General features: G+C 36.2%; 17 protein-coding genes. 4 read left to right on the top strand and 13 right to left on the bottom strand.

Annotated features, from left to right (window positions below; all coding sequences use genetic code 11):
• Positions 1-3: 3 nt before the first annotated feature.
• Positions 4-726: a glycosyltransferase family 2 protein gene (locus IPP64_00530; protein MBL0327919.1), complete on the top strand. Its 723-nt coding sequence runs from the start codon at positions 4-6 to the stop codon at positions 724-726.
• 786 nt (positions 727-1,512) lie between these two features.
• On the top strand, positions 1,513-2,334 hold the full coding sequence (locus IPP64_00525; protein MBL0327918.1) for a hypothetical protein: 822 nt from the start codon (positions 1,513-1,515) through the stop codon (positions 2,332-2,334).
• A 46-nt stretch (positions 2,335-2,380) separates the two neighbouring features.
• Here the strand turns inward: IPP64_00525 and IPP64_00520 are convergent, their stop codons facing one another.
• Positions 2,381-3,043, bottom strand: coding sequence for a hypothetical protein (locus tag IPP64_00520; protein ID MBL0327917.1), 663 nt, complete (start codon positions 3,041-3,043; stop codon positions 2,381-2,383).
• 400 nt (positions 3,044-3,443) lie between these two features.
• Between IPP64_00520 and IPP64_00515 the strand changes: the two genes are divergently transcribed.
• Entirely contained in the window at positions 3,444-3,653 is a 210-nt protein-coding gene (locus tag IPP64_00515) for a hypothetical protein (GenBank protein MBL0327916.1), read from the top strand.
• A gap of 276 nt (positions 3,654-3,929) precedes the next feature.
• On the opposite strand, the gene IPP64_00510 is transcribed toward IPP64_00515, so the two are convergent.
• The 5 genes from IPP64_00510 to IPP64_00490 form a co-directional block, all read right to left on the bottom strand.
• Positions 3,930-5,873: a hypothetical protein gene (locus IPP64_00510; GenBank protein ID MBL0327915.1), complete on the bottom strand. Its 1,944-nt coding sequence runs from the start codon at positions 5,871-5,873 to the stop codon at positions 3,930-3,932.
• Positions 5,874-5,925: 52 nt separating this feature from the next.
• The gene (locus IPP64_00505; protein MBL0327914.1) at positions 5,926-7,431 is read right to left on the bottom strand and encodes a hypothetical protein; all 1,506 of its coding nucleotides are present in this window, start codon (positions 7,429-7,431) and stop codon (positions 5,926-5,928) included.
• Between the two features lie 389 nt (positions 7,432-7,820).
• Positions 7,821-9,155, bottom strand: a complete 1,335-nt coding sequence (locus IPP64_00500) for a hypothetical protein (GenBank protein ID MBL0327913.1) — start codon at positions 9,153-9,155, stop codon at positions 7,821-7,823.
• Complete coding sequence (locus IPP64_00495; protein ID MBL0327912.1) at positions 9,155-10,579, bottom strand: MBOAT family protein; 1,425 nt, start codon at positions 10,577-10,579, stop codon at positions 9,155-9,157. Before IPP64_00495 ends, IPP64_00500 begins: the two co-directional genes overlap by 1 nt.
• A 2-nt stretch (positions 10,580-10,581) precedes the next feature.
• Positions 10,582-10,983: a hypothetical protein gene (locus tag IPP64_00490; GenBank protein ID MBL0327911.1), complete on the bottom strand. Its 402-nt coding sequence runs from the start codon at positions 10,981-10,983 to the stop codon at positions 10,582-10,584.
• Between IPP64_00490 and IPP64_00485 the strand changes: the two genes are divergently transcribed.
• On the top strand, positions 10,982-11,125 hold the full coding sequence (locus tag IPP64_00485) for a hypothetical protein (GenBank protein ID MBL0327910.1): 144 nt from the start codon (positions 10,982-10,984) through the stop codon (positions 11,123-11,125). The genes IPP64_00490 and IPP64_00485 overlap by 2 nt on opposite strands.
• A gap of 74 nt (positions 11,126-11,199) precedes the next feature.
• On the opposite strand, the gene IPP64_00480 is transcribed toward IPP64_00485, so the two are convergent.
• The 7 genes from IPP64_00480 to IPP64_00450 all read right to left on the bottom strand — a co-directional run bounded on the left by IPP64_00480 (position 11,200) and on the right by IPP64_00450 (position 19,522).
• The gene (locus tag IPP64_00480) at positions 11,200-12,546 is read right to left on the bottom strand and encodes a hypothetical protein (GenBank protein MBL0327909.1); all 1,347 of its coding nucleotides are present in this window, start codon (positions 12,544-12,546) and stop codon (positions 11,200-11,202) included.
• Positions 12,543-14,477, bottom strand: a complete 1,935-nt coding sequence (locus IPP64_00475) for a hypothetical protein (GenBank protein MBL0327908.1) — start codon at positions 14,475-14,477, stop codon at positions 12,543-12,545. Before IPP64_00475 ends, IPP64_00480 begins: the two co-directional genes overlap by 4 nt.
• 19 nt (positions 14,478-14,496) lie before the next feature.
• Positions 14,497-16,302 carry an ABC transporter ATP-binding protein gene (locus IPP64_00470; GenBank protein ID MBL0327907.1) on the bottom strand — a complete coding sequence of 602 codons (1,806 nt, stop codon included), beginning with the start codon at positions 16,300-16,302 and terminating at the stop codon, positions 14,497-14,499.
• Between the two features lie 108 nt (positions 16,303-16,410).
• The gene (locus IPP64_00465) at positions 16,411-16,950 is read right to left on the bottom strand and encodes a hypothetical protein (GenBank protein ID MBL0327906.1); all 540 of its coding nucleotides are present in this window, start codon (positions 16,948-16,950) and stop codon (positions 16,411-16,413) included.
• A 74-nt stretch (positions 16,951-17,024) separates the two neighbouring features.
• A complete protein-coding gene (locus tag IPP64_00460; protein ID MBL0327905.1) occupies positions 17,025-17,741 on the bottom strand; it encodes a 3'-5' exonuclease in 717 nt (238 codons plus the stop codon).
• 26 nt (positions 17,742-17,767) lie between these two features.
• A complete protein-coding gene (locus tag IPP64_00455; protein ID MBL0327904.1) occupies positions 17,768-18,172 on the bottom strand; it encodes a hypothetical protein in 405 nt (134 codons plus the stop codon).
• A 180-nt stretch (positions 18,173-18,352) separates the two neighbouring features.
• Positions 18,353-19,522 (bottom strand): serine hydrolase, encoded by a 1,170-nt coding sequence (locus IPP64_00450; GenBank protein ID MBL0327903.1) that lies wholly within the window; start codon positions 19,520-19,522, stop codon positions 18,353-18,355.
• Positions 19,523-19,607 lie beyond the last annotated feature (85 nt).

Here is a 19,607-nt window from a genome sequence, read left to right as displayed (position 1 = left end):
GAAATGAAAATAAATAAATTATCAATTGTTATTCCTGCTTACAACGAAGCAGCAACCATTCACTTTATTTTAAACAAAGTGATTGCCGTAAAACTCTTGAATGATATTCAAAAGGAAATCATTATTGTGAACGATTGTTCCAAAGATGCTACGAAGGAAACAATTGAAAAATACATTGCAGACCATCCGGACCACAACATTCGTTTGTTTAATCAAGAGTACAACCAAGGAAAGGGAGCTGCGCTACACAAAGGAATTTCGTTGGCAACTGGTGAGTATTTAATCATTCAGGATGCTGATTTGGAATACGATCCGGAAGAATACAATATTCTTTTAAAACCAATTGTGAACGGCTTTGCAGATGTGGTGTATGGATCACGCTTTGCAGGAGGAGAACCGCATCGCATTTTGTTTTTCTGGCATACCATAGGAAACAAAATGTTGACGTTTATGTCCAACATGTTTACCAACCTGAACTTGTCGGATATGGAAACCTGTTATAAATTATTTCGCACCGACATAATTCAAAGCATAAAGTTGAAAGAAAAACGTTTTGGTTTTGAGCCGGAAGTAACCGCAAAGATTTCTCGTGTGCACAAAATCAGAATTTACGAAGTGGGAATTTCCTATTATGGAAGAACCTATGAAGAAGGTAAAAAAATTGGCTGGAAAGACGGTTTTAGAGCGATTTGGTGCATTTTAAAATATAATGTGTTTAGTAAATAGTATTATTTATTAATCAACAGACAGGAGTTGCGCATGCTAAAAAGACTTAATAAAATAGAACCTTTTGTTTTTTTATTGGTTTTGATTGTGAATGTTGCCCCAGTGTTTGGTGTAAAATATTTTGTGACACTTGATGGTGGTTCCCATAACAACAATGTTGCAATTATTAGTAGTTTGCTCACTGACCCCTCCAGCATTTTTTCATCAGTTTATAGCATAAACTCAGAATTAGTTCCTAATTGGTCCGGTCATTTTCTGTTGTTGATTCTTTCTTATTTTTTCAAATATTCTATCGCTGAAAAAATATTGATTTCCATTATATTAATTCTAATGCCTATTTTTTTCAGAAAAATAATAGGCCAAATTGCCCCACAAAACATTCTTTTTTCTTATTTCTTCTTTCCTTTTACACACTATGGTTTGCTTTATCTTGGCTTTTATAATTTTACAATAGGAGTGTTGTTTCTTACAATTTTAATTTCATTTTGGCTAAAAAACAACGAAAAGAGGAGTGTTTATTTTTATGTGATTCTTTGGTTTTTGTTTTTTGCCATATATTTTTCACATTTATTCATCTTCATTGTATCTGTTCTTTTTATTGCTGTTCATATTTTAGCTACATCCAATTATAAAGAAGAAGGAAGCTTTAAAAAAATACTAAAGAGGGGGCTTCCGATTTTAATTTGTGCTCTCCCCTTTTTATATCTTACAGCAACCTACTTTCTAAATAGACCAGCAAAACAACTGGCAGACATTCAGTATTTGGGCGCCAATAATGTCATTCAAATGATAATAAATGGTGACGCATTTAGCTTAGATGTTTATAAAGAAAAAGCATATTCTGCGCTGTTTGTTCTGTTGCTTACCTTTTTGTTTTTATTAACAGCAATACAAAATAGTATATCTGTAAACCATCAAATAAACAGGAAACAAAAAGTGCTTGCTCTTTTAAAATCTCCAGGGCATCTTTTTTTATTGATGTGTTTACTAATGTTTATTTTAGCATTTGTTATGCCGAATGATGATGGTTATGGAGGCTACATCACAATTCGATTTGTTTATCTAGGTTTTTTCTTTTTATTATTGTTTGCCAGTTTTCAAAAACAGCCGGATATCAAAACTCGTTTATTGTTGTTTTCTGTTTTGATTTTTTCTTATACCAATTTAATGGATATAAAAAAAGAAGGACTATCTGAGCGGAATATAGAAAGAAAAAAGCTTGAGCCGGCTTTTGATAAAATTTCACCGAATTCAGTTGTTCTTCACTTTAATCTGACGGGACGGACAAAATGGGATACTGGACATCTTGTTGAAAATATCGGAGCAGAAAAACAGACACTTGTATTAAGCAATTATGAGGCGACAAAAGGATATTTTCCCGTTGTATGGAATTGCTCTAAAAACATACACTTTATAGCAGGGGGATATACTATCGCCCCCGGGAATTGCCAGAAACAAAATATAAAAGAAACAAAGGACATTGATTTCGTACTTGTTTATGGTGACAAAACAGGATGTATCGAATACGATGAAATCGTAAATAGGATATCTGATGGCTATCATGTTGTTTACCAATCTTCTTCCGTTAGCCTCTTTAAGAAAGAATAGTCCAGAAATTTTATATCACCAGCATGTTTGATTTTTTTAAGCACCATTAGAATTTTCTCACAGGAATATTCAAAAGGGCTAAAAAATCGATTGTTTTAAGCGAATTATTGGAGATAATGTAATACCCATTTATATTTAAGTAGTGAATCGATTTTGCGCTCAGCAGAGGCAGCAGATGTGCGAGTTTCTGGTGTTCGTCAACAACAATGATATTAGCATAAATGGTTTCTTTATCCTCTACTAAACGCCATGTTCTTCTTTCAAATTCGGGGCGTAACGTTTTTGGAAAAGAGTCTATGCATGCAGCACAACCAAAATCTATAAAATCATAATACCCATGGCTGTTTATGACAACTAATTCGGTTTTGTTTTTTTGTGAATAATAATTTAATTTTTGACAAACCGTATTTACATATTCAATCGGGTCAACAGCGATGGTGTGTTCTTTTTTGTGGTCAACATTGCTGCTGATGGTGTCAGGTAAAAGGTGAACCTTAGCAACAAAAAAGGCAAGAGAAACGATAACAAAAAGCGAGGAGACCCATTTAGATGTGATATTCAAAAAAGGAACAAAAAAGACAAATCCAATAGGGATGGCCAAAAACATTCTAGCATATGAGAAATATACAGAATCGGTTCCATTGTAAATTTTCTCTAATCCAAAGGAGGCAATGATGCACAGTGTAAATATAAAAGCAACAGCTGCCAACACCTTTTTTTTCTGCTTAATGAAAAGGAATATAAGCAGAAGTAAGAGTAAAAAAACGAGCACCCCGGAATTCCAAAAAAGGGGAGAAACAAAATTCAAATGTTTATTCGGCTGCTGAAATAACAACTCGAATAGTTCCGTTCGAATTTTAAATGATGGCACAGGCATCGTGCTGTAACTTGGGTTTTTAACGTAAAAATTATTTGAAAGAAACAAAACTAATCCGCCAAGGACAACCCCAATTCCACCGTAAATGTAGAAAGACAGCTGCTTTAAACCGTTTAAGAATAAAAAAACAAAAAGAGGAAATGTCAGGAGTAAAGCGTTTTGATTTAACAGATAGCCACACAAGGTGAAAAATCCAAAACAAAAATATGCCCAAGGCTTTTCTTTATAAAAGATGGCAATCCAGCCAAAGGATGAGATGAATATTCCGGTTACAAAGCCCCTGGAAAGGCTCGTAAGAAAGTCATATTCTATGGGTAAAAAAAGTGGAAGACAAATAACAATAATGGCTTGTGTTTTTAGATTTTTTGATAAGCAGATACTACTTACAAGAAAAAAAGGAAAGAGAGCAAGAAAAGAGGTTACTACTGGAAGTGCTTTGTAAACAGGAATAGATAAATAGATTAGCGGCACCGCAAGTAACCCTTCAAGCATGGAGTTATAGCTTTGTCCCCAGAATTTGGGTTCATAAAAGTGACCCTTAGAAAACTCGATGGCAGAGTTCCACATTATTGCTTGATCGCTATCCGGATATTTAAAAGAAAAATCTCTAAGGACAAGCCAGCGGAAGGCGACAACAAAAGAACAGATAATGCAAAATAGAAAATATGGGAATAATTTGGAGAACTTTTCAGGTTGCAGCATCATATTTTAGTCGGAGTTAATTTTTTGAAAAGCCCCAAAAATCAATTTTAATATCATCAATGTAAAATTCTTTTTTTTCTTTGTTCCAGATATAGATCTTCATAGTATCCTTTTTTTGTTCGTCTTTGATTGTTTCAGAAATTAGAAAAGAAGCAGAAACAGTAGTCCAGCCGGCTGAATCAGGTTGTTCCTTTTGAATTGGTTCCCCGACCCACAATAGATTTTTTTTTGTTTCATCGTCTATGGATAAAACCGTAACGGCATTTTGGGAATTGTTGTTTGGGTCAAAGAGTTTAAAATTAACAATTACTTTTTTTGTACCAGAAGGAATCGAAGAAACACTTCTATTAATCGTAACGCTATATTCATTTTGTGCAGAAAGCATGCTACTGTTTTTGCCAGAAAAAGATTTACTTGTTGAAATCGTATTTGTGTTTTCAAGAAAGGGTTGTTGCTCTTCTAGTTGAATAAAATCAGATGAAAGGACCTCCATTTCTTTTGGCTTTTCGAGTTTTAAAAAAACATAAACAGCAAAATCATACCCTCCAAGAACCTGAAAAGGTGTTGTGGGTTTAAATGTTTTTATTAGCTCAAAATTAGGATCATTCATAATGGTATCCAACGGAATTTTACACTCATTGGGTCCGAAATGAGCATCCCAAAAAACAATGGTGCTGTCTGGAATCGCCCCAATTCCCCACTCTTTTATTGTTGGATATAATCCCCAAAGTTCACCAACTTTATTCGGGTCAAATGAATCAACATTCAACACATGAGCCAAGTATGGATATAAATAGTAAACCTTCTCTTGCGTGTATTCTGATGACTTAAACCAATCTCCGGCTTCTTTTATAAGCTCCTGTTCTTTGTCGAGCTTATATGGAAAATATTCATGCTTAAAGGGGCTTCTGATTACCCAGAAAGTAAGAATGGAAATTACAGCCCAATGCAGTATTTTCTTTTCACGAACATATGGTATCGCAATAAGCTGAAGCCCTCGCAAACAAATAAGTGCAGAGCAGGGGGCAACACCAGCAATGACCCTCAATAAACCGAGTGAGTTTGCAAGTCCTTTCCACCACATAATAGAGTGTGCGATAAAATAGACTGCAAAGCTACCGTAGATTAAAATTAACTCTTCTGGCAACTTAGACTCTTTTAATTCCCTTGCTTTGATTGTTTTAATACAAAACAAAAGAAGCATAAGAAGCCCACAACCAAAAAGAATTGTTAATGCCGACCCCCAAATAAAATTATAACTTTTAACAAAGTGTAGTAACTCCCCACTTCCATAAAAAGCCCTATTTGCGCCATCATAGGGGTTTTGGTTTTTAATCCAAAAGAAGTCGTTAAAATAAAAATATCCAATCAGACTATAAACGAACGTTCCGAAAGCAAGAAGAGGGATAGACAGAAATTTTTTTCGGTAAATAAGCACAATAAAAAAAAGAGGCAAAATCATATTGCCCTCGGTTCTTATAAATGGCAAAAAGGAAACAAGAATACAGGCAAAAAAATAGCGCTCGATAAAGACTAAATAAATGGAAGCAATCAAAACAAAAGCAAAAAATGGTTCGGTTAGGCCACTATTTAGTGTTGGGAAAAAGCAAGGTGTGAAAAGTAAAAAGGGGATTGCTAAAAAGGCGTAATTTAGATTGAGTTGTTTGGCAATTTTATAAGAGAAAAAGGCAGCTCCAATTCCGCAAAGAATATTGAATACGGCCATTCCCATAAAACCAAATTGTGAAAAAGGTGAGGAAACAATTGTAAAGAAAGGTTTGCCCCAGCTGTACAAAAGTAAATCGGGGTGTTTCCACGAGTATCTAGAAACCAGATAATGACGAATTCCATCTCCTGCATCAAATGTTGCATCGGAAAAATATGCAACACAGAAAAAGAGAGCGAAAAGCAGAATACAAAGAAATAGTACCCCTTTGCTATAAATAGTATTTTTGAACATATACAAAAATATGTATCTAAATTGATTTAAGTCTCTTTTTGTGAAGTAAAAGCTAATTCTTTAAGCAAAAAAGCCTGTTTCCTTGCAAAAGAAACTCTTTTTTTTCTTTGTTCCAAACAAAAACCTTTACAACATCAGACGTATAGAAGGCGTCTGGCGAAAAATTAAAAACCGCCTCGCCTTTTTTAATGCCACTAGAATCATTAGAAAACGTTAACGGTTGACCTTCCCAATAAACATTACCACCCTCTTTTTTATCAACAGTTAAAACAACAATTGCGTTTTTCGCTTCGTTGGCTCCTGAGATAAAATCAGTTTGAAAAATCAATTTGTTTGTATGCAAAGGGAACTCGGAAGTTTTCTTTTCTAATGTTTTTCCGTATTCGACTTCCTTGTTAAGCTGATCGTTTCCATTTGAAAGATTAAAAGAGAATGATGCAAGTTCATTTTTTCTGGAATCTTCGACTATTTTAGGGCGACTTCTTTTTTGAAATACACTTACAGAAAAAGGAAATCCGCCTAGTGTAGTAAATCGTTCTCTTGGATAAAACGATTTGAGCAAATCAAAATTTGGATCGCTCATTAATTTTTCAAGAGGAATACCACATTCATTTGGACCAAAATGTGCGTCCCAAATAACAATTGTACCATCAGGAATACTTTTAATTCCCCCTTGCTTAATATGTCTATAAATGCCCCACAACTCTGTTGCCTTGTTTTCGTCAAACGCATCAATATCTAAAAGAAGAGGAAGATAAGGGTAGAGATAATACAACTTCTTTTTATCATGGTTTTCTGCTTTCATCCATACGGACACATCTTTTATAACTAATTGCTCCTTGGTAAGTCGGAAGGGGAAGTACTCACTTACGAACGGTTTTTTAAGAATAAAAAATAGAACAAGGACCGTGACTAGAATTTTTACGTACTGATTTCTGAACCATGTCGGAGTTAGTAAGATGTTAAATCCTTTTAAACAGATTAATGCAGCACAAGGCATTACGCCAGCAAAAACGCGCACCAAACCCATTGAATTTGCTAGCCCTTTCCACCACATAATACTGTGTGCCGCAAAATAGACCACAAACGATCCGACAATTAAAACGGTTTCAATGTTTATAAATGAGGAGAGTTTTTTCGTTTCAAGTTCTTTTGGAAAAAAGGTCCTATAGATAATTGTTAAGATTCCAATTATGAACAAAATCCCTAACGTAGGTCCCCAAATGTAGTCATAGGAATAGACGAAGCTTAACAGTTCCCCACTACCATAAGATTCACTACTGGTGCCGTTATATGGATTCTGATTTTTTATCCAAAAAAAGTCACCCCAAACCAGAAGTCCAATAAAACTATAAAGAAGCGTTCCAAAAGAAAGTAACAAGGCAGGTCGAAAAGAACGAGAATAAATCAAAACAACAAAGAAAAGCGGCAACAATAAAAAGCCCTCCGATCTTACAAAAGGAAGAAACGAAACGAAAATGGCAGCAAAATCATATCGATGTTCTGTCATTAAATAAATCGAGAAAATAAGCACAAATCCAAAAAATGGTTCTGTCAATCCGCTATTCATCGTAGGAAAATAAATGGGAGCGAAGAATAAAAATGGAATTGCAAGTAATGAATTACCATAGTTTAGCTTTTTTGAAATTTTAAAAACAAGATAGGCTGAAGCGATACCGCATAAAATATTAAAAAGAGTAATCCCAGTAAAACCAAACTGAGAAAAGGGTGAAGAAATGAGCGTAAAAAAGGGTTTCCCCCAACTGTCTAAAAACAAGTGCGGATGATTCCAAGAATATTTTGAAATTAAATAATGTCGAATGCCATCCCCAGCATCAAATGTAGCCTCAGAATAAAAAGTTAGAAGAACAAACAAGCCGAATGCAAGTATAAGGCAGAAAGCCAGGAAGAATTTTTCAGAATAAAATTTTGATAAACGCATTTGATCTAGATAAATTTTTTATTCTTCAATTCTTGTTCTTGATACAACCACAGAGCAACGTTGATGCATTGATCTAGATATGAAATCCTCAGCTCTTTAGCAGCACGTTTAATATCGTTTTTCCAAACCTTGTTCTTTTGTATACTTTTGAAAGCACCCGCAACAAAAAAACGAAATTCTTTGTCTTTGATCAATTTATAGGATTTGTCTTTTGGTGCGTATACCTCATATGCTTCGTTTATAAAGTTAAAAGGAAATTGTGATAAAGAAGCATCCGTTGCAAGGATTAAAATAACGTCTCTTTTTTCGATTTCATTTTTAAAATTAAAAGGCCCCTTTTTCTCGGAAGCATTTCGCCTTTCATATATCCAATAGTCCCAATCAGAGAAGAGGCTATCAACAAGTGATGTTGCAACGATTGTACTAAAGTAGCTATCAGCGACAGTAAGCAATTGGGGCCTAATAGAAGCGCTATCTCGTTTGCAGAAAAAGGTTAAGTAGGGCAACGTGTAACCCTGGGGAGAAGAAAAGAGGTTCATTAGGCCGGCAGCATCTTTATCTGTTCTTTTTATAGAGTCTCTATGTTCAATCTTAGAAATATATATTTCCGGCATTTTAATGTCGCGTAATTGTGAAATGTATTTTGAAATAGTGTCAGCAGCAAGAAATGCGGCATAGTCACTCCAATGAACACCAATTTGTGAAAAGACAGGGTGTTTGATGTTTGTTTTGTTTGAAATAAAAAAATGGTGAAGATCGAGAAAATGAAGTTCGGATTTTGCAAAAGCACTGGCGAAACAATTGTAATTTGTTGTGTCGGTTTTTTTATAATAATTTATAGGAATGTATTCTGAGAAGTAGCTTCCTTTACCAGGTGCAATAGAAAAAACAAGATCAATGTTTTTTTTCTTTAATTCACGCTGCACAACAGTTGCTTTTTCAATCATAATGTCAATTCGTCTCGACCCAATAAAATCAGCACCGTTGGTGGCATTAACATAATTCTCGACAAATAAATAGCCATGTTTCCCAATGATTACGGAACCCGCTTTGGAAATGTTGAACACCCGGTAGTTTATTTCATTTTGAAGGCGCACCATTGTTTTTCGAAATCCAATGTTTACGTCCAATGTCGGCTCCAACTCCTTTTGAAACGCTCCTGAAAACCAGCGAGAAAAGGAAAAAGTCGGGTGTGAGATTGAATTGTCAACGTTCTCTAAATTTCTTTCTTGTACGATTTTGAATTGTTGCTGCATCATTGGTGCAAAAAACAACAAAAAGAAAAACACCAAAACAGCCTGTTTTAGTTTCGTAGATGATATGTTCCGTTTTTTCCCCATTAAAAGCGATAGTAGATAAATGGATTAAAACCACCCCCCAAAATTCCACTAATGGAAAGAATCAACAGCGCAACACAAAGAAAGCCAATAATCATTGTTTTACTATTCGTATAGGTGTTGAACAAAAAAGAGTCTTGAAAGCGCTTAATGGCAGTAAAAACACTCGTAAAAGAAAAGAGAATAGCCAGGGTCAGCACAGCGAAAAAATCATTTAGATAAATAAAGCGGGTGGTTGAAAAATCGAAACAAAATAATTTGTAAAAATAATCGCGTGCATCCTGCAAATCATCTGCTCTGAAAAATACCCACCCCATCATCACAATAAAAAATGTGATTAAAATACTTGGAAGCTTTCCGATAGCCGCATAAAATTTTAAAAGGAACAGCCTGTCGGCAATTAAAAACAATCCATGAAAACATCCCCAAACAATAAAGTTCCATGAAGCACCGTGCCAGAATCCGGACAACAAAAAAACAACAAACAAGTTAAAGAACATGCGAACTTTTCCTTCCTTGTTTCCACCCAAAGGAATGTATAAATAATCTCTCATCCAATTCCCCAATGTAATGTGCCATTTTCTCCAAAATTCGGTAATGCTTTGAGCTGTGTAGGGGTTGTCAAAGTTTTCTGGGAAGGTAAAGCCCATCATTTTTGCTAAACCAATGGCCATATCTGAATAACCTGAAAAATCAAAATAGATTTGAAAAGTATATGCCAGAATTCCCAGCCAAGCAATTGGTGTGCTTAATTCCAAAATGTTTGAATCAAAAATTTTATCAACTTCAGTACCCAAGACATTTGCAATGAGCACCTTTTTTGAAAGTCCGATGATGAAACGAAACAAGCCGAGCAACCTATTATCGATTGTTTCTTTCTCTCTTCTGTCAATTATTTGGTCTGCAATTTCATTGTATCGGACGATTGGCCCGGCAACGAGTTCTGGAAACAACAAGATGAATAACGCATAGTTGACAATGCTCTTAAAAGGTGCATGTGTGTTTCTGTAAACATCAACAGTGTAACTGATTTTTTTGAAGGTAAAAAACGAAATACCAATGGGAAGAACAACATCTTTCCAACCCACGATTCCGTTTGCCCCCCAATTAGAAACGAGATTGTTTACGTTTTCCACAAAAAAGTTGGCGTATTTAAAATAGGTGAGTAGTGCAATGTTGAAAAAGACAGACAGAAATAAAAAGAGCTTTCTTTTTTTGTCAACACAATTTGAAATTTGCTGAACAAGAAAATAGTCAACAATAATTGACAAAAGTACAACCCCAATAAAGACTGGCGCTCCCCAGGAGAAAAACAGAATGCTGGCAATTAATAGTAACGCATTTTTAAAACTTGTCGGAATAGTAAAATATACCAAAAAGAAAATGGGAAAAAAATATAGAAGAAAAAGAGAGCTACTGAAAACCATTTTTACTCAATCGTTAATTCAAAAATTTCTCCAGGAATATCGTTTAGTGGAAACGGTAAATTATCTTGTGAGTAAGGCGCTCCCGGCCACCATTTCGTGTTGTGATACTCTTGTGTTATGATTAACAGCATTTGATTGTTTGGAATAGAAGTAACTTGGTCGTTCATATAACCCACCACCCGCATTTTGTCGGGTTCGGCACCAATGCGCCAGATAATTTCTGTGGGGCGCCAATCAATTTCAAAATAATAGTAATCACCACCAAATAATTCATCATCACTTTCTTCTTTCTTTTCGGTAAGCGCACGATAGTTATGATCCCAACGGTGTGTTTGAAACGTTTGGTTTTGATAAGTTATCGGATTACAACCCACACCAAAGTTTTTCGGTTCATGACAAGCCATGTCCCAGTTGGTACACGCAACCGTTACGCTTCCATCTGCATTCGTTACTTCTTCCGGAAAGGGAACATTCCAGCTGCTGTTGTTTTTGCTGTTATCACCAGGGTTTTTATATACAGGAGGAAAGGCGTTGTCCGGACAATAAGGTGGTGTTTTTAGAATTTCAAAATCAATTTCGGTATAATCAACAGCGGGAACGCGTTTATCGTTTGGCCCACCTTAGTATGTTGCCATGTAGCCGCCATCCTTGTTACAGTTTCTTCTGTTGTTCCATTCACCACCGCCTTGTGTAATTAACCAAATGGCATTTGTTAAACCATTCCAGACATTGTTTTTGTTTAAGAGTTCCGTAAGTTTCACTTTTACTCTATATTTTCCATAGGTAAATCCATGACGGGTAATGATTCCAACGCTTTCTTTTTTCCATTCTCCAAATTCCGTTTTTGGATTTTTAATGATAATCTTTTTTTCTTTCGGGTCGGAATACACCGTTGCACAAGGATGTTTGGATGTTTGTAAAATGGTTGGAATCAGTTCCTCTTTTGTGTAAAAAGCACGGTTCCAGTTATAATCCATTTTCGAATAATTATCTTTTAGAATGTCCGCTATCACAGGAATGTTGTCCATTTTAGTAGACATATCTACATAATTTATAAATTGTTGAATGGGCGCGTTGTTATACAGATTGCTGTCTTGTCCGCATGTTGCACAAAAATTGGATTTGTCCACATCACCATTAAAACGGCTATCGTCAATATAAATTCCACCACCTAAGTTAGGTTGAGCAACAACTTTTAGAGTCGTTGGCGAAATGGTTGAGATTGTTTGCTTGAGCTCTTTTCCATCACCATAGTTGAAATAGTAAAACGGACTTGAAAAACGATTGTCGATTTTTTGAGCAATGTTTTGAATATGACTTGGAATGTTTTTAAGGTCTGCTTCGGTAGCAACAACCAGTAAAAATCGGTATTCGCCAACGCGCGGATTTCTTTTCCAACGATCGTTTTCGCCTTTGTAAAAATAGCGCTCTTCATTTCTTGGGTTACCGATAATGCGGAAAGCATCGTTGATGGTGTGAAAGGTGCCATCTGCATTTACAACAATTTTTTTAAAGGTGGTTGAGGTGTTTTCCCAACTTCCGTAAAAATTTTCTTCAGCAAATTTGTGTTCTCCTTTTGTAATTGAATCGTATTCTTCAAACTTATAGCTTTCGTTTTGATAATAGATTTTATAATACAGGTTTTGTGAAACGGTGGAGGTGTTTTTTATCTCAAATTGAAATGAAAACAATCCATTTGAAAGGTCTTTAAAAGTAGGAATAACAAAACCATTGTTTGCGTTATTATAATCTAAGAAAATGTTTTTTTGTTTGATGCTATCTTCTTGCCAGTTAGATAAAGGTGTAAAATTTTGTATCGTAAATTCGGAGCAGGTGAGCGTTTCGGATGTTGATTCTTTGTTTTGGTTGCAGGAGAAAAAGATTGTGAGTGCAAGAATGAAGACCACATTTTTAACCGCAGCGGACAAAGATTGTCTTAGATGATATGTTTTAAGTGCTTTTTTCATTTGGATTTTATCTCAGTCATCTGTGGTGAAATGGTATACAGCTCAACCTTATTCGGTAAAAAAGTCAACTCTTCAATTTGTTTGCAGTGTTTTCCCTTAAAAGAAACATCTGCACAGTTGCACATTACAATTAACAGTGAGGTTTGGTTTTTGGATAAAAAATTTCCGGGAACAATTTTAACAAACTCATAGTACTTAGGATTGTAATCGTTGGAATATCCTTTAAAATCAACATTCCCAAGGATATTGTCGCCATCCAGCAACTTCAAGTCAAAACGCCATTCGTTGTTGAGCTTTATAGTTGTTTTTTTATTTTCAAAGTAGTTTCCCGGGAAAACGGTTTCGTTTTTATTTTTGTTCAACCATTCACTTTTAGGATTACTTCCCTGAGCCTTTGCGGTCCAAACTTTTCCGTTGAATGTTTGGATGCTCCACTTTTTGGAACTCTTATCCACCACCAAAATGTCTAACTTACCGTCAACATTAAAATCTCCGGAATAAAAATTATTATTGTTGTTCCAGATAGAGTCTGCAACCAATGGAGTGCTCCAGAGTACTTTAAACTGTTTTTCCTCCAAAGAATAAGTGTAAAGCCCTTTACTTCCTTCTGGCCCAACACAAAGAATTTCATCCAAGCCACTCTTATCCGGAAAAAAATCGCCAACAAAGAATTCATCATTCGGTGAGAAATAGACTCCTTCTTTATTCTTATCAATTGGAGTAAGTGAGGAGGAATTAGCATTCTTTATTTCTTGTTTTTCAAACAAGATGGTGCGGAATGGCGGTTTGTTTTTTTCACCAACGAACCGTTTTTCATAAATCGAAATCGGATCAACTTTAGATGTAGAGCCTCTCCGCTCGGCACTTTCACCGTAAACAATTTCTAGATCATCTACAATAAGGTCTGTTTTTCCTTTGTTCCAAATACCAACTCCCAGTATATCTTCAGGGGTAAATTTTTCTATCGGAAGTTTAAAGGAGGTGTTTATTTTAGTCCATTGATTTTTTGGAAAGGATTTATTCTCTGAGCTCTCTCCATCCCAAAAAACGGCTTCGCTTTTAGAATTCACAACCGAGGCGGTTAAAACAATATTAGGATTATCTGTTAAGGGATACACCCAAAGACTCATGCTGATTTTGGTTATAAGTGTCGAAGAAATGTCGGCCAACTTCTTGTTGACGGAAGGTCCGTATTCTTTTCCACCGCTTAAATCACACGCTTTTTTTCCTGAGTGTGACGTTGTTTCTTTTACATTGTCCGCAGTTGACAATCCGGGTTCGGTTTCAAAATCAAAAAACAAATTTGATTTTTCCGATTGATTTGGCATCGACTCTTGATAAACCGCTGTTCCAATGTAATCAATTTGAATATCGTCTACATAAAAAGCGTTTTTGTTTTTATTCCATGGATAAACGGAAAGTTTATTTTCTGGATTTAGGAATTTTGCCGGGATATCAAAGGTGATGGTTTGTTCTGTCCACTCTTTGGATGTGGTATATACTATTGGTTTTCCATCCCAGAAAACGTTTTTCCCACTACCATCATCAATAGTTAGAACGTAAACCGCTTCTGGATCTTTTTTTTCGAATAGCGCTTTGAACGTTACCGAAATGCTTTTCAGATTTGTAAAGGTTGGAATGTCTTTCGCGATTTTTGCTTGAAGAAAACCAAATTCACTTGTTGGGGAAAGTTTGCAACTCTTTTTTCCACTGGCTGCTTTTTCTAATGAAATATAGCCATCCCCATTGTTTTCTAGGTCGGTAAAAAAGGACGCGAGTGCAACAACAATGATGGAATCTTTTTTCGGAGGAGCGACATTGGTTGCGGTTTCAGCGACAGGATTATTTTTTCGGAGAAACAAAAAGGCAATCAAAAAGCCCAATGAGATAAATAGAAAATATACTGCAAGTCGTTTTTTCGGACTGTTCATTTCAGCAATTGCTTATGAATTAACGAACACGCAAACTGTTCTTTTTATCAATCGAAGCTTTAATGTCTTCCAATTGTCCTTTCGGAATTGAGCTAATTAAATTTTTGGTGTATTCTGTTTGTGGGTTGTTGTATATTTCATCTGCATCACCCATTTCTTCTATTTTCCCTTTGTTCATCACCACCATTCGGTCGCTCATAAATTTAACGACCGAAAGATCGTGGGAGATAAAAATATAGGTAAAGTCAAACTCTCGTTTTAACTCGTTTAACAAATTTAAAACTTGCGCTTGAACGGAAACGTCCAGTGCAGAAACAGATTCATCACAGATGATAAACTTTGGTTTTAACGCCAATGCTCTTGCGATACAAATACGTTGGCGTTGTCCACCGGAAAACTCATGTGGATAGCGGTAGAAATGAGATTCATTCATGTTTACGCGTTGCAACAACTCAATCACCCGTTCTTTTCTGGCTTTATCATTTTCTAAAATACCATGCACTTGCATAGGTTCCATAATGGCTTGTCCGATAGTAATGCGCGGATTTAAAGAAGAATATGGATCTTGAAAAATGATTTGTATGTTTTTACGCATATCGCGTAAGGTTTTTAAATCTAAAGCAGTAATGTTGGTTCCGTTGAAAAGCACCTCGCCTCCGGTTGGTTCTACCAAGCGGAGCAATGCTCTGCCGAGTGTTGTTTTGCCGCATCCCGACTCACCAACCAAACCAAGTGTCTCACCGGGGTAAACATCGAAAGAAACATCATCTACTGCCTTTACAAAATCGGTTGCTTTTCCAAACATCCCCTTTTTAATGGGGAAGTAGGTCTTTAAATTTTTTATCCGAAGAATTGGTTCTTTGGCGTATAGTTTTTTATGTGCTTCTTCGCGTTCCGATTTAGATACAACTAAGTTGTTTGTTACCTCTTCAACAGATTGTTTACTTTCAATCATTTCACCACTATCGCTGGTTTTCATAAAATCACCAACGGTAGGAAGCCAATGCAAACGTTTGTTCAATGGTGGACGGCACGCTAAAAGTCCTTTGGTGTAAGGGTGTCGTGGATTTGAAAAGATATCCATTACACTTCCTTGCTCTACAATTTTTCCTTTGTACATCACCACCACTTTGTCGGCAAGCTCAGCAATTACACCTAAATCGTGGGTAATAAACATAATTCCCATGTCGTGTTCCCGTTGAAGCTTAAGCATCAAATCGAGGATGGTTGCTTGAACGGTGACATCGAGCGCAGTGGTTGGCTCATCGGCAATTAAAATATTCGGTTTGCAACTCATGGCCATTGCAATCATAACCCGCTGCTTTTGTCCACCGGAAATTTGGTGCGGATAACTGTCAAAAATATCTTCTGGTCTAGGAAGCTGTACTTCCTTAAAAAGGTCAATAGTAATTTGTTTGGCAACCTTTTTATTTACTTTTTGGTGAAGTAAAATCGCCTCCATTACTTGGTCGCCACAGGTATAAACAGGGTTTAAAGAGGTCATGGGTTCCTGAAAAATCATGGCAATTTCGTTTCCACGAAGCTCGCGCATTTCTTTTTCAGAAATCTTTACCAAATCAATAGTGCCTTTTCTTTTGGAGTGGTAAATGATTTGCCCGCCCGTAATTTTACCCGGAGGGTTTGGAATTAAGCGCATGACAGAAAGAGAGGTAACCGATTTTCCGGATCCGGATTCACCAACAATACCAATGGTTTCGCCTTTTGCAAGGGTAAATGAAATGTCATTTACGGCCTTTACCGTTTCTTCTTCCGAACGAAACTCGGTAACCAGGTTCTTAACTTCTAATAAGATTTCATTTGCCATACGGATGCCACTTTTACAAGAGTGCTAAAAGTACGTTTTGTTAGGGAAATATGCAAGTGCAATACGACCGAATGGCTCTAAAACCGATAAAGCATTAAAAAGAAAGGACTATTGTTTGTCGGGGTATATCCAAAGGGCAATTTTACCCGGACTGCCAGGAATTGTAAAGTCGGAGCTTTCATCACTCAGGTTGATGCGAACATCGCCATATTTTTCAGACTTAACGGTCCACACAAAGAATCCCTGGTGGTTTTCATTTTCTCCGAAATGGTCATCGAAATAGGATTTAAAAGCGTTGAATACCTTTTCGGTGTTGTTTGGATTTTTGATATACACGTCCGATTGGATTTCGTTTAAGCCTTCATCATCAAAGCTGTAGGAGATATTGTACGAGTTGGAGTCCTTCAGTTTAAATTCATAATATAAATATCCTTCATCGGCATCCATCCCCGGTCCTTCTTCTTTTGCAAGAATGGTGTCCATTTTTTCTCCTAGATTAAACCCTCTGAATGTACCGAAATCACTACGCATAACGCCTTCCAATTCGGGCCCGTATTTGCTTAATGCTGTTGTTGGTTCTTTGCAGGACTGAATGAACAATGCAAACAAGATTGCACTGAAGAGGACTAATTTTTTTGAGAAATGCATGTGAATGATTTGTATACAAAGATAGTGAGAAACAAAGGTTACATGGTGGATTCTTGCAAATAAAATTTAGAATACTATTCGGCAACAACCACGTTTTTGTTTTCAATGAGTGGTTGACCCATGAAGCGAAGTAACAATTGCGCAACGGTTAACACATCTTTTTGACAATAGGTAACAATGCGTTTTAAGTTCTTCTCTTCCCAGTAAACACGGGCAACATCCGACCCGTCAATATCGTCTTTCGGTGTAGGAATATTAAAAATTCCGGCCAATAAATTGAGGGAGGTAAAGTTCTTGTAATCACCGAATTTCCACAATTCCATCGTGTCGAGATGGTTTACTTCCCATGGCTTTTTGCCCGAAATGTTCAATGTTTTCGGAAGCTTGAGTCCGTTTATAAGCATTCTGCGGCATAAGAACGGAAAATCAAACTCTTTCCCATTGTGTGCACACAAGAGGTGTTCTTTGCGATTGAAGTGCTTATTAAGAAGTGCAGAAAAGGCTTCTAAAATCTCTTTTTCATCGTCACCGTAAAATGATTTTACGCGAAAGGTTCCTTCATTAAAATAGCCAACAGAGATGCAAATAATTTTTGCAAACTCAGCATAAATCCCTGCTTTCTTGTAAAGTGTCTCGGGCGTTTCGGCTTGCGAATCTCGGTATCGATCGGGACGAAATTTTGAATCCCATAAGGGTTTCATTTTTTCTGATAAGTCTTTGTATTTATAAACGAGGGGAGCAGTTTCAACATCTAAAAAAAGAACATTCGTAATCTTGATTGTGTCTAACATAGGTTAATTTATAGTTTTTAAAAATGCTATTTAATCATCACCCCTTTTTTGTTGATATATGGAATCAGGATAAAATTTTCTTCTTTTATCGTTTCAGGCAAAAAGATGTATTTCTTATCGTACATCACATTGTTCAGAAAAAAGCTTACCCAATATTCATTGTTTAAACCGAAAAGGGTTTCCATAATGGGTTCAAATTTTACAAATGATTTTGGCCCAACTTCATCTAAAAAATGACGAAGTGTAGAGGTTTTAACAGCTTCTTCGTTAATGGTTCCATAACCATGCGAAGAAACCAATACACCTTCAATTTTTTCTTTTTTCAAATTGAGGAAATAAACGTTCCATTCTAATTCTTCTAAATCATTTGTCTCACGAACAACAGCAATAGCAATGTCTTCAACGGTAGGCGGGGTAATGTCTTTCTTCATAAAATTCCAACGAATTACTAATTTAAACGAAATATACGAATTACGAATCGTAATATTAATCTTGTATTTTAACTAATTCATTTCTCAATCACGATAATTATCGAGAGGGTTAGGTATGTGTTTTTGAATAGACAAAGCAGCTTTGCAAACCGCTACAAACGCCACTCTTTCGATTCCGAACTAATCCCCATACATTTCTAAAGCCGCATCAATATAAACATATACATCCTTAGGGTGATCTTCTGTAGGCAATTGTTTTTCTCGTTTTTTACCCAATCGCACCACCACCATTTTCTTATCGGGAATGCATAAAATGTATTGACCTAAAATTCCACGAGCATAAAAAATGTTGTGACCCTTATAGTTTGGAATCAACCACCAGGCGTAACCGTATTTTTTTTGTTTGCCTCCGTTTACATCTGCCAAATCAGCTACTTTGATAGAATTCGCAACATAGTCGGCAGAAACAATTGGTCGGCCATTCCACTTTCCGCTGTCTAAAAATAATTCTCCAATACGGGCAAAATCCGGGGCATTTGAGTTGAAACAGCAATACGATTTTTCTTCTCCATTGGCGTGATCTAAGCTCCAAAATGCTTTATTTTTAGCGCCTAACGGAACCCATAATTTTTCGGAAGCATATTCACTGATGGTTTTACCGGTTGCTTTTTCTAAAACAAAACCTAATAGAACCGTGTTCCCACTTAAGTATTTAAATGTCTTACCGGGCTCTTCTGTTACAGCATATTTAGCGGTTAATTCTTTTAAGTCGTTGCCATAATAAGCCATTGCAGGGTAGGCAAATGGGCTTACATAGTTCTCATCAAAGTTGATTCCGGAAGACATGGTTAACAAATGTTTCACGGTTAGCTTTGTGTTTTCTCCTGTTTTGTATTCCGGTAAAAAATCGCCCACAAGTTGGTCCACATTTTTTATTTTTCCTTCATCAATAGCAATACCAATCAAAATGGAAACAAATGTTTTTGCCATTGAGAAGGAGTTGGTGTGGGAGTCTTCACCAAAACCATCCCAATACTGTTCATGAATCATCGAATCGTTTTTGATGATGACATAAGCGATGGATTGATTTTTTTCAAAACTGGAAAGCGCTTCGGATGGGATTGTTTTTGTATTGTATTTTTTGGAATGATACCAAGCGAGGTGAGTTCCACTAGCGACTTCTCGGTTTTCAAAAATAGGATATTCTTCAATGCTTGGACCCGAACGGCCTTTTAGATAAGTGTTTCCAATCGCTTTGTAAATATACGTTCTACCGGAAATGATGATGGCAAGGTTTAATAACACCAAGATGATGAGAAACCATTTTCCTATTTTTTTAAGCAGATTCATAGCGGTTTAAGTTTTAATCGTTTTCAAAAATACACCATTCTCATAAATAAAACGGAGAACTAAGTACTTAAATTTATAAGCCATC

Source organism: Bacteroidota bacterium (genome assembly GCA_016722565.1).
Lineage (GTDB): Bacteria > Bacteroidota > Bacteroidia > 2-12-FULL-35-15 > 2-12-FULL-35-15 > 2-12-FULL-35-15.
This window is presented reverse-complemented; position numbering and strand designations above follow the sequence as displayed.